12 protein-coding genes are annotated in these 9,168 nt (G+C 70.4%); 1 reads left to right on the plus strand and 11 read right to left on the minus strand.

Annotated features, from left to right (window positions below):
• Positions 1-23 precede the first annotated feature (23 nt).
• From Q9R13_RS06990 to Q9R13_RS07000, 3 genes are all read right to left on the minus strand, one after another.
• Positions 24-1,853 carry an Ig-like domain-containing protein gene (locus Q9R13_RS06990; protein WP_310964344.1) on the minus strand — a complete coding sequence of 610 codons (1,830 nt, stop codon included), beginning with the start codon at positions 1,851-1,853 and terminating at the stop codon, positions 24-26.
• The gene (locus Q9R13_RS06995; RefSeq protein ID WP_310964345.1) at positions 1,850-2,497 is read right to left on the minus strand and encodes a signal peptidase I; all 648 of its coding nucleotides are present in this window, start codon (positions 2,495-2,497) and stop codon (positions 1,850-1,852) included. Before Q9R13_RS06995 ends, Q9R13_RS06990 begins: the two co-directional genes overlap by 4 nt.
• A 142-nt stretch (positions 2,498-2,639) precedes the next feature.
• Positions 2,640-3,179: a TasA family protein gene (locus Q9R13_RS07000; RefSeq protein ID WP_310964346.1), complete on the minus strand. Its 540-nt coding sequence runs from the start codon at positions 3,177-3,179 to the stop codon at positions 2,640-2,642.
• Between the two features lie 141 nt (positions 3,180-3,320).
• Here Q9R13_RS07000 and Q9R13_RS07005 point away from each other — a divergent pair, with 141 nt between their 5' ends.
• On the plus strand, positions 3,321-3,962 hold the full coding sequence (locus Q9R13_RS07005; RefSeq protein WP_310964347.1) for a LysE family translocator: 642 nt from the start codon (positions 3,321-3,323) through the stop codon (positions 3,960-3,962).
• Positions 3,963-3,981: 19 nt separating this feature from the next.
• Here Q9R13_RS07005 and Q9R13_RS07010 read toward each other — a convergent pair whose 3' ends face one another.
• The 8 genes from Q9R13_RS07010 to Q9R13_RS07045 all read right to left on the minus strand — a co-directional run bounded on the left by Q9R13_RS07010 (position 3,982) and on the right by Q9R13_RS07045 (position 8,949).
• Positions 3,982-4,260, minus strand: coding sequence for an excalibur calcium-binding domain-containing protein (locus Q9R13_RS07010; protein ID WP_310964348.1), 279 nt, complete (start codon positions 4,258-4,260; stop codon positions 3,982-3,984).
• A gap of 167 nt (positions 4,261-4,427) precedes the next feature.
• Positions 4,428-4,856: a pilus assembly protein TadG-related protein gene (locus Q9R13_RS07015; protein WP_310964349.1), complete on the minus strand. Its 429-nt coding sequence runs from the start codon at positions 4,854-4,856 to the stop codon at positions 4,428-4,430.
• Complete coding sequence (locus Q9R13_RS07020) at positions 4,853-5,305, minus strand: hypothetical protein (RefSeq protein WP_310964350.1); 453 nt, start codon at positions 5,303-5,305, stop codon at positions 4,853-4,855. The genes Q9R13_RS07015 and Q9R13_RS07020 overlap by 4 nt, the downstream gene beginning before the upstream one ends.
• Entirely contained in the window at positions 5,302-5,703 is a 402-nt protein-coding gene (locus Q9R13_RS07025) for a TadE family protein (RefSeq protein ID WP_310964351.1), read from the minus strand. The genes Q9R13_RS07020 and Q9R13_RS07025 overlap by 4 nt, the downstream gene beginning before the upstream one ends.
• Positions 5,678-5,839, minus strand: a complete 162-nt coding sequence (locus Q9R13_RS07030) for a hypothetical protein (protein ID WP_310964353.1) — start codon at positions 5,837-5,839, stop codon at positions 5,678-5,680. The genes Q9R13_RS07025 and Q9R13_RS07030 overlap by 26 nt, the downstream gene beginning before the upstream one ends.
• A gap of 34 nt (positions 5,840-5,873) precedes the next feature.
• Positions 5,874-6,812: a type II secretion system F family protein gene (locus Q9R13_RS07035; protein WP_310964354.1), complete on the minus strand. Its 939-nt coding sequence runs from the start codon at positions 6,810-6,812 to the stop codon at positions 5,874-5,876.
• Positions 6,809-7,657 carry a type II secretion system F family protein gene (locus Q9R13_RS07040; protein ID WP_310964355.1) on the minus strand — a complete coding sequence of 283 codons (849 nt, stop codon included), beginning with the start codon at positions 7,655-7,657 and terminating at the stop codon, positions 6,809-6,811. Before Q9R13_RS07040 ends, Q9R13_RS07035 begins: the two co-directional genes overlap by 4 nt.
• Positions 7,657-8,949 (minus strand): CpaF family protein, encoded by a 1,293-nt coding sequence (locus Q9R13_RS07045; RefSeq protein WP_310964357.1) that lies wholly within the window; start codon positions 8,947-8,949, stop codon positions 7,657-7,659. Before Q9R13_RS07045 ends, Q9R13_RS07040 begins: the two co-directional genes overlap by 1 nt.
• Between the last annotated feature and the right edge of the window lie 219 nt (positions 8,950-9,168).

Genomic DNA, 9,168 nt, shown 5'->3' on the forward strand with positions numbered 1-9,168 from the left:
ACCCCACACCTCCATCGCCCTGGTCACAGGTCCTTGTCCGACGCGCCGTACTCGGTCGCGGGTGAGATCGAGCACGCAAACCCGTTCGGGCTCTTCACCGCGGCCGACGGCACCCAGGTCATCGCGGCCGCTGCGCTCGAGGTGCCGAGGGTGCCACCGCCGGTCACGGTTCCCAGCGTCACGGTCACCACGGTCACCTGGACCCCAGCCACCGTCTGCGTCGCCGCGGACATGGTCGCGGTGAAGCTCGCAGACTTCTTCGCCTTGACGTAGTCCTGCCCGAAGCTCACCAGGCCGAGCCTGGTGGTGCCGAAGCTCGCCCAGTCCTCTCCGGAGACCGGACCGCCACTCACCGCCGCGTCATTGAAGACGACCGTGATCGGCGTGGCCGCGCCGGTCCAGCCGGGCAGCACGGTGCCGGTGTCGACCAGGGTCGAGTAGGTGAAGATGAGGCTGTCCCCGTTGGCGGGCTTGCCCAGCGTGGTCACGTTGGTGGCCTGGATGTCCTGGGCGCGCAGCACCGAGTTGTCGATCGTGACGGTCACCGTCGCGCTCGTGGTGACCACGCCACCACCGTCGGTCAGGACGGCGTGCAGGTCATAGCTGCCCGTCGTGATCGCGCTGCTGTCCCATGCACAGCTGTACGGCGCGCTGGTCACGGTGCACAGCGGGGTCCAGGTGCTCGATCCCGTGAGTCGGCCCTCGAAGGCGACCTTGGTGACCCCGCGGGGCGAGCTGGCGTCCGCGGTGATCGTGGTCGTCCCGCGCACGATCGCGCCTGCACTCGGCGCGGTGACCGTGACCGCGGGCGCGGAATTGTCGACCGTGCGGGTCTGGGTCGCCGCCGTGAACGCGTTCCCCGCGAGGTCGGTGGCCACGAGCCGGAAGTCGTGGCTGCCGGAGGCCAGCTTGGTGGTGTCGACCAGGCAGGAGTACGTCATCTGCGTGGTCAGTGTGCAGAGGGTGTTCCAGCTGCCCGTTCCCACCCGCTCCTGGAAGACCACGCCCGCGACGCCCGAGTCCGCGTCCGCCGCCGTGGCGGTGAGCCGGACGGTGCCGGTCAGGGTGCCCGGGGGGACGGTCAGGGTCGCCGTGGGAGCGGTGTTGTCGATGGTCACGTCGCTCTGCACGTCGTACACCGTCTGGACGAGGTTGGTCGCCACCGCACGGACGTCGTACTCCCCGGTGAGGGTCGACGCCCATGAGCAGGTGCGGGTGGAGGTGAGGGTGGCGTTGTAGCCGCACCCCGGCACGGAGGTCCACACGTTGCTGCCGGCGACGGCGTACTGGAAGTACACGCTCATCGGGAGCAGCGCGCTGTTGAGATAGGTGGCGGTGAGGGTGATGGTGCCGCTGACGGGGTCAGGCACGTCGCCGAGGACGACCGCGAGATTGTTCACCACGCGCGTCGAGCTGGTGTCCGAGGTCGTGACGAAGCCCGCGTTGTCGGTGGCGACCGCGCGCAGGTCGTAACGTCCGTCGGTGACGGACGTGGTGTTCCACGCGCAGGAGTACGGCGCGGTCGCGTCGGTGCACAGGGTGGTCCAGGTGCCGGAGTCGGTGACGGAGTACTGGATCACCACGTTGTTGACACCGCTGCCGCTGTCGGTCGCGATCGCCGCGACCTGGACGCTGCCGGTGAGCGTGCTCCCCGGGCTGGTCACCGTGACCACCGGCGGCTCCCAGTCCGGAGCGGCGCCGACGCTGACCCGGTGAGTGGTCGTAGCGGTGTAGGTGGCTCCACTGAGCCCGGTGCCGTTCAGGGCGAGCAGCGCGAGGGCACCGGCGACGAGCGGACCGACGACCCTGACCAGGGTGCGGCGGACACGGCGGTCGGCGTGCCGGGAGCTCATGTTCCGACCCGGTGCCTCGGTGCGCTCGACTGGGCCTGGATCGGCTCCCCGAAGCTGCGCGGCACCAGGGCGACGGGCGCCGGGGCCGCGGCACTGGTGGGCGCGCTCGGCGAGGAGCCCTTGCGACGGCGAAGTCCCCGGAAGAGGTCACGGGCGCTGGACAGCGCGACGAGCAGCGCGGGAATGCCGATCACCGCCATCCGGGTGGTGCGGTCCTGGAGAGCGAGCAGCGGCCAGCCGGCGTACGGGACTCCGAAGACGACGCGTGCCTGGGTCGCCCCTGTGAGCTTGAAGGTCCATGGGTCGGGATCGGGGTTGGCGTCGCCCTTGGTGCGGAACACGTCACCGTGGATCCGGACGATCCGGTGCGTGACCAGGTGCGGGATTCCTGAGTCGGCGGGGGGCAGGTAGGTGATCACGTCGCCGACCCGGAGGTCGGAGACCGGGACGACCTTGTCGAGGACGACCGACCCGAGGTCGTAAGTGCCGGTCATCGACTCGCCGGCGATCACGTAGCGGTGCAGGCCGAACGCCGCTGGCGCGATGAACGCGATCGCGGCGAGGGTGACGAGGATGGAGGCCACATTCACCAGGACGCGACGGGTGCGACCCCGTCGCGGGTTGCGGGTAGCGGTCAGCTCCATGGCCTGATCCTCGAGACGCTGTCGGTGGTGGGTGGTGCATCGGGTTGTTGCGGTAGGTGGGGGCCGGCCCGCCGTCGTACGGGACGACGGGCCGGCTCCTCCCACCCAGGAGGTGGTGCGCTCAGGCACCACGCTGAGAAGCTCAGACGCCCGAGACCCAGTTCAGGACGCCCCCGTTGGTGTTCGTCTGGGTGGTGACGTAGCTGAAGCTCGCTGAGGCCGACTTGCCCTGGTTGGTGTTGTCCGCGGTCGATGCCATCGACACGGTGTAGGTCAACGTGTCGGTCTGCCCGACGGGCAGGGCGCCGAGGTCCCAGGCGGTGCCGGTCGTCATCGCGCCGATGTCGCCGTTGTAGACGACGGTCGTGCCGTTGGTGATCTCGAGGTTGACCGCACCGGTGGCGAATCCGCTGGAGGCGGCGGTCGGGGTGAGCGCGAGGGTCGAGTCCAGGTTGCCGTCGTTCTTGATCGTCAGGGTGCCGGACTGGGTGTCGCCGGGCTTGAGGTTCGAGACGGTCAGGGTCGCGCCGTTCTGGCTGTTGGTGTGGTGCAGCGTGCCGCTGGTCACCGAGACGGAGTGCGCCGACTCTGACGTGAAGGTCGCGCCCGACCCGACGGCGACGGCGCCGGCGGCGATCAGGGTGGCGAGCGGGACGAGGATCTTGGCTCGGGTGGTGGCCATGTTGCTTCTCCTGTGGTGGGACGATCGGGTTGACCGCCGTTGCGAACAACCTCTCAATCCGGACACCACGGGACCGTCACACGAGAGCAACAGGACCTCCACATCTCGTTAACAGACGCCGCGACCTGCGACGATGACCCGATGGTCACCTCGCATCAGGTCGTCGCGTTCGGCGTCGCGGCGTTCGTGCTGATCGCGATCCCCGGCCCGAGCGTGGTCTTCGTGATCGGCCGGGCGCTCGCCTATGGGCGAGCCACCTCGCTGGCGACCGTTCTCGGCAACACTGCTGGCCTGGCCGTCGTGATGGTCCTGGTGGCCCTCGGGCTGGGCACGATCGTGGCGGAGTCACAGATGGTGTTCACGGTGGTGAAGCTGGCCGGGGCGGCCTACCTGGTCTGGCTCGGCGTCCAAGCCATCAGGCACCGGCATGCCCTCCACGTCACGGAGCAGTCATCGGCGCGGCCGCCGTTGTCGATCGGCCGGGCGGTTCGGGAAGGTGCCGTGGTCGGGGTGTCGAACCCGAAGGCCTTCATCATCTTCGCCGCGGTGCTGCCGCAGTTTCTCGACCGCGGTGCCGGTCACCTGACCGTCCAGATGGTTCTGTTGGGTGTGATCGCGCTCGTCATCGGGCTGCTGTCAGACAGCGTCTGGGCGATCGCGTCGAGCGGGCTGCGAAGCTGGTTCAACTCGCGCCCCTCGCGCGGTCGCGCGCTCGGCATGGCCGGAGGTGTGTCGATGATCGGACTCGGAGTCGGGCTCGCGGTCAGTGGCCGACCCCGGTGAACGCGGGTGAGCCTGACCTTCAGGCCTTCTCGCAGGCGATGCCGTCCTTGTCGCGGTCGAGACCCTTGTTGTGGCGCATCGCGACCTTGTAGATCTTGGTGGAGTGCTTGAAGTTCCGTACCGGTGTTCCCGAGGTGTGGTCATGCGCGTGCGCCCGACCGACCCCGTGCGGGTACTTGTGGTTGAGCTTCGTGCAGTTCTTGTAGATCCCGGTCGCGCCGGCGTCGGCGGGCGCCGTTCCGAGGGCCGCCACGGCGAGCCCCAGAGCGGCGGCTGCGGCCAGCTTCTTGGCGTTCATGCGCGCCAGTCTCGCAGCGGAGTCGTCGCGTGTCCGGCAAATCGGGCGAGCCGACCGAGCGGCTGGGTCGTCGTCGAGGAAGGCAGGCCGCGCATCGCGTACGACGCCCACAGCACTCCTGCCGACAGGAGGTTCCTGCCTAGGAGCCTGCCTTTCGCAGGGCGCAGTCAGTCGACCGCGATCACCGACGCGGCGGTCGCGACGATGCGCACACGGCGACCGACCCCGGCCACATGGAGCGGCAGGCGCATCGGCGCCGACACGTCCACGACGACGGTGTCGGCGCGGGTGCTGACGTGGAACGTCAGACCCGGATAGCGCGCCCGGATGCCGCTGGCGTCGACGTACGCCGCAACGTAGCTGCGCGCCGCTGCCGGGTCGACATCGAGCTGGGCACCCACCCCGTGCGTGTAGATCGCGTCGCCGGCGGCGCCGTCGGTGGCGGCCAGCGCCGCGGAGTCGGCGAACGCATCCAGCTCCTGGCGGCGCAAGAACGCAGCCGACGCATCCACCACGGCAGCGACCAGCACCGCCAGGACCAGCGCCATGCCGAGAATGAGCGGCGCCACGCTCCCGCGCTCGTTGCGCGCGCTCATGGTCGGGCCGCTCGATAGGTGCCGTACGGCGAGCTGTGCTCCGCGCTGACCGTCAACCGCGGAGCGTGGTCGCCGAAGACGACCGGCATCAACGGCAAGACCGCGGTACCGCTGACCTCCGCGGTGACCACCGATCCCGGCGTCAGACAGGCGTCCGGTGTCGGCGAGCAGCGGATCCGCAGATGCACGGGGCCGGTCAGCCGCTGGTCGTCGTACGCCAGTCTCGCCGCTACCTCGGCGCGCCGGTATGCCTCGGCGGAGGTGGGTGCGGTCACGAAGGCCCGGCCGGCCGATCGCGCGGCCGCGGAGGCCGCATACGCCGCGCGCTGGGTGTCGAACACGGCGAGCACCACGTAGACCATCGGGATCAGCAGCAGCACCGCCAGCCAGACGAACTCGACGATGGCGGTGCCGTCCTCGCCCCGCGGACGCCTTCGGTGCCGCGTCACTGTGCCTCCTCGACGCCGTGGCCGACGACGTCGAAGCTGACGCTGGGACCCCAGAGCCCCAGCGGCGGCACCTCGGCGTGGACGTGGACCACCACGGCACGCAGACCGTCGACAACCTCCTCGTCGGCGCTGACCCGGGATGCGTACCGCGCCGCCAAGGCATCGTTGATGCGCCGGCGTGTGTGCGCCGCGCCAGCGGCCGGACCCCGGTCGATGGTCGCGGCATACCGCGCACCTTCGGTCGCGGCAGCCGCGAGGGTGCTGCGTACGTGCATCACCAGGGCGACCTGGACGATGCCGAGGAATAGCGGGACCAGCACGATGGCGACGAGGACGAAGTCGACGACGGCGGCCCCTCGCTGGTCACGTCGCTCAGCCGGTGACCGAGTGGAGCGCATTGGTGAGCAACGAGCTCAGCTCGGGCTTGGCCACGGCGTAGAGCGCCGCCACGAGACCAGCGGTCATGACCGTGATCAGGACCCAGCCAGGGACGTCGCCCCTCTCGTTGCGGCCCCACCTGCGAAACATCTTCATCGGACTCTCCTCATCTTGTGCTCACCCGTTCGGCTCACACCACCATCCGGAGCCCGATCAGCCCCGGGAAGAACGCGAAGACGACGACGGTCGGCATCACCAGGAAGACGACCGGCACCATCATCAGGACCTCCTTGCGGGCCCCGGTCTCGATCAGCGCCCGTCGGCCGGCCTCGCGTACGTCGCCGGCCTGGGCATGGAGGACGTCGGCCAGCGGGGTGCCCCGCTCGACAGCGATCGCGATGCTCTCCGCGAACCGGGCCACCACCGGTAGACCGGTCCTGCCGGCGAGGTCATCGAAGGCGGTTGTCACCGGTACTCCGGTCTGAACGGCCGCCAGCACCGCGCGCAGCTCGGTGGCGAGCGCGCCGTGGGCACGGGCCACGACGCGGGCGAGGGCTGCGGCCGGGCCCTCTCCGGCGGCGACCGCCAGGGCCAGAAGGCCGGCGACGGCCGGGAACTCCTGCAGCATCTGACGCTCGCGGGCGACCATCGCCGCACTGAGACGGTTCTCGCGGAGCAGCACCCCGAGCACCCCGGCCGCCAGACAGAAGACAACCAGCGGCACGGTCCGGTCCGGTGCGTCGAGGGCCACCAGCGCCGCAGGTACGGCGGCGGCCGCGAACCCGATCAGCCCCCAGACCACCTGACTGACCCTGAAGTCGTGCACGGTCAGGTCGAGACCCGCACGCACGAGTCGGCGCTCGATCGACGAGGACCCGCCCAGGATGCGCTCGACGACTGCTGCTCCCCGACCCAGCAGCGGCTCGAGGAGGGCCCGCCATGTGGGCAGCGGCCTGTTGCTGAGGAGGGGGCGTCCTGCTCCTCCGCCCGGGCCGGGAAGGTCACGGATGTAGGGCAGCACCCGTAGCGGGATCGAGGTACGCCGCGCGCCCATCACGAGCCCGGCCGTGCGCCACAGGGCGAGGCCGAAGACCGCCCCGAGCAGCGCTCCCCCGAATGCCGGACTCACGAGAGGATCCGCCTCTCCACGGGCAGCCGGCCCAGCCGTAGCATCATCCGGTAGGCCACCAGGCAGCTCAACGCTCCGCCGATCAGGACCACGACTCCCGCGGGGGTGGCGTACCGGTGGATGACGTCGGGCTGGAAGCACAGCAGGAGCAGCACCAGCCACGGAGCCGCCACGGCGAGCCGGGCACCATTGACCGTCCAGGCCTGCCGGGACTCCAGCTCCGAGCGGGTCCGGGCGTCGTCACGCAAGAACCCGGAGAGACTGCGCAGCAACCGACCCAGGTCGCCACCGCCGACCTCGCGGGCGATGCGCAGCGCCTCGACGACCTGATCCCCGACGGGGTCGGCGAGCCGCACCTTCAACCGGTCCAGGGCATCGGAGAAGCGGCCGCTGACCTGATAGTCGAGGGCGAAGTCGGCGAAGGCCGACCGGAGAGGACCGGGCCCGCGTTCGGCGAGCCCGGCCAGGGCCTCGGGCAGCGAGAGCCCAGCACGGACGGCCGAGGACAGGTTGTCGACAGCCTCGGGCCAGACCTCCGCCAGCTCTCGCTGCCTGCGCCTGGCCCGCCCGCGGACACTGGCGAGCGGCAGATAGCCGGCGGCGCATCCGAACACGAGCGCCACCGGCACGGTGTGTGAGGCCACCTGCATCACCAGCGTCGCGACCACTCCCGACCCCAGGCAGGTGCCGACGAAGGCTCCGGGCCGAACGGCGTGCAACCCGGCGGAGTCGAGCAGCAGCCGCAACCGACCCTCCTGCCGAGGCCGATGCGCACGCGGCACGGCGTACGCCGACCAGGCCAGAAGCAGTCCCGCACCGAAGCACAGGCCGATGACGGCGCCCATCAGTCGGTCTCCGCCAGAAGGTGCGCCACGTCGATGCCGGCCCGCGCGAAGGCCTCGGTCCGCGTCGGCAGGCCTCCCGCTCTCACCAGCGCACCGGCGCGACGCCAGAAGATCGGCTCGATCTCGATGATGTCGTCCTCGGCGCGGCCCGGCACCGAGACGATCTCGTTGACGTGCCGAGCACCGGAGTGGTCGAGCCCGAGGTGCACCACGATGTCGACGGAGCTGGCGACTGTGGGGACGACGAAGCGCGCGGACACGTTCTCGCCGGCCAGCAGCGGCAGCGTGCACATTTTCACCAGCGCCTCCCGGGCACTGTTGGCGTGCAGGGTGGCCATCCCGGGAAGCCCGCTGTTGAGCGCCAGCAGCAGGTCGAGGCACTCCGCTGCGCGGACCTCTCCGACGACGATGCGGGTGGGCCGCATCCGCAGCGCCTCGCGGACCAGGTCGCGCAGGCTGACCTCCCCGGTGCCCTCCAGTCCGGCCTGCCTGGTCTGCAGACCCACCGTGTCGGGATGGTCGAAGCGAAGCTCGAAGACCTCCTCCGCCGTGATGATCCGGTCGCTCCCGGGCACTGCAGCCGCGAGGCAGTTCAACATCGTGGTCTTTCCTGTCTGCGTGCCGCCGGCGACGACGATGTTCAGGCCGGCACGCACGCATGCCTCGAGAAAGTCGGCGGCGCCACGAGACAGCGATCCGAGCGCGACGAGGTCGTCGAGGCGCGCAGCGCGGAGCAGGAACTTGCGGATGTTGACCGCCGCGAACTCACGGCTGATGCCCTCGAGTACGACGTGCAGCCGGTGGCCCTGGGGCAGCATCGCATCCACGAAGGGGCTGCTCAGGTCGAGCCGCCGACCACTCGCCTTGAGCATCCGCTCGACCAGGTCCTGGACCTGCGCCCGGTCGAGGATGACGTCGGTCAGCTCATGGCGACCCGCTCGGGCCACGAAGACCCGGCTCGGCTCGTTGATCCACACCTCCTCGACCTCCGGGTCATCGAGGAAGCGCTGCAGCGCACCGAACCCGGACACCCTGGCGACCAGCTCGTCGGCGACCGCGGCCGGGTCGCCGATCGGCAGCACGGCACCGGTGAGGCTGAGGTCGTCGTGGGCCCGGATCTCCTGCACCGCGATCGCGTGGACGGCGGCGGGGTCACGCTGGGGGTCGATGGCCTGATGGCGCACCGATGCCCGCACGCGTTCGGCGAGCTCCTCGACCAGCGAGTCCGGGGTCGGGGCAGCTCCGGACGGCATCCGGACGGACGTCGGCCCGGCAGGGCGCAGCGCAGTCATCGTGGTCGCACCTTTCCCGAGACATGCGATGGGCTCCTTCCTACCCCGGCTGCCCCCCTCCGGAAACCCGTGATCGAAGATCTGTGGAGAGCGAGGTTTGCCGAGGGCCCGTACCGGGCATCTGGAGGGGGCTCGGGTGCTGGACCCGCCGAATCTCGGGATCGGCGGGACAGCACCCGACCTGCTCCCCACTGCTACCAAGGCCAGCCACTGGCGCGG

The sequence above is a fragment of the Nocardioides marmorisolisilvae genome, assembly GCF_031656915.1.
Classification (GTDB): domain Bacteria; phylum Actinomycetota; class Actinomycetes; order Propionibacteriales; family Nocardioidaceae; genus Marmoricola; species Marmoricola terrisoli.

Excerpts from the sequence above, each read along its gene's own strand:
- Q9R13_RS06990 (WP_310964344.1), bottom strand. The coding sequence starts at position 1,853 with ATGAGCTCCCGGCACGCCGACCGCCGTGTCCGCCGCACCCTGGTCAGG.
- Q9R13_RS06995 (WP_310964345.1), bottom strand. The coding sequence starts at position 2,497 with ATGGAGCTGACCGCTACCCGCAACCCGCGACGGGGTCGCACCCGTCGC.
- Q9R13_RS07000 (WP_310964346.1), bottom strand. The coding sequence starts at position 3,179 with ATGGCCACCACCCGAGCCAAGATCCTCGTCCCGCTCGCCACCCTGATC.
- Q9R13_RS07005 (WP_310964347.1), top strand. The coding sequence starts at position 3,321 with ATGGTCACCTCGCATCAGGTCGTCGCGTTCGGCGTCGCGGCGTTCGTG.
- Q9R13_RS07010 (WP_310964348.1), bottom strand. The coding sequence starts at position 4,260 with ATGAACGCCAAGAAGCTGGCCGCAGCCGCCGCTCTGGGGCTCGCCGTG.
- Q9R13_RS07015 (WP_310964349.1), bottom strand. The coding sequence starts at position 4,856 with ATGAGCGCGCGCAACGAGCGCGGGAGCGTGGCGCCGCTCATTCTCGGC.
- Q9R13_RS07025 (WP_310964351.1), bottom strand. The coding sequence starts at position 5,703 with ATGCGCTCCACTCGGTCACCGGCTGAGCGACGTGACCAGCGAGGGGCC.
- Q9R13_RS07030 (WP_310964353.1), bottom strand. The coding sequence starts at position 5,839 with ATGAAGATGTTTCGCAGGTGGGGCCGCAACGAGAGGGGCGACGTCCCT.
- Q9R13_RS07040 (WP_310964355.1), bottom strand. The coding sequence starts at position 7,657 with ATGGGCGCCGTCATCGGCCTGTGCTTCGGTGCGGGACTGCTTCTGGCC.
- Q9R13_RS07045 (WP_310964357.1), bottom strand. The coding sequence starts at position 8,949 with ATGACTGCGCTGCGCCCTGCCGGGCCGACGTCCGTCCGGATGCCGTCC.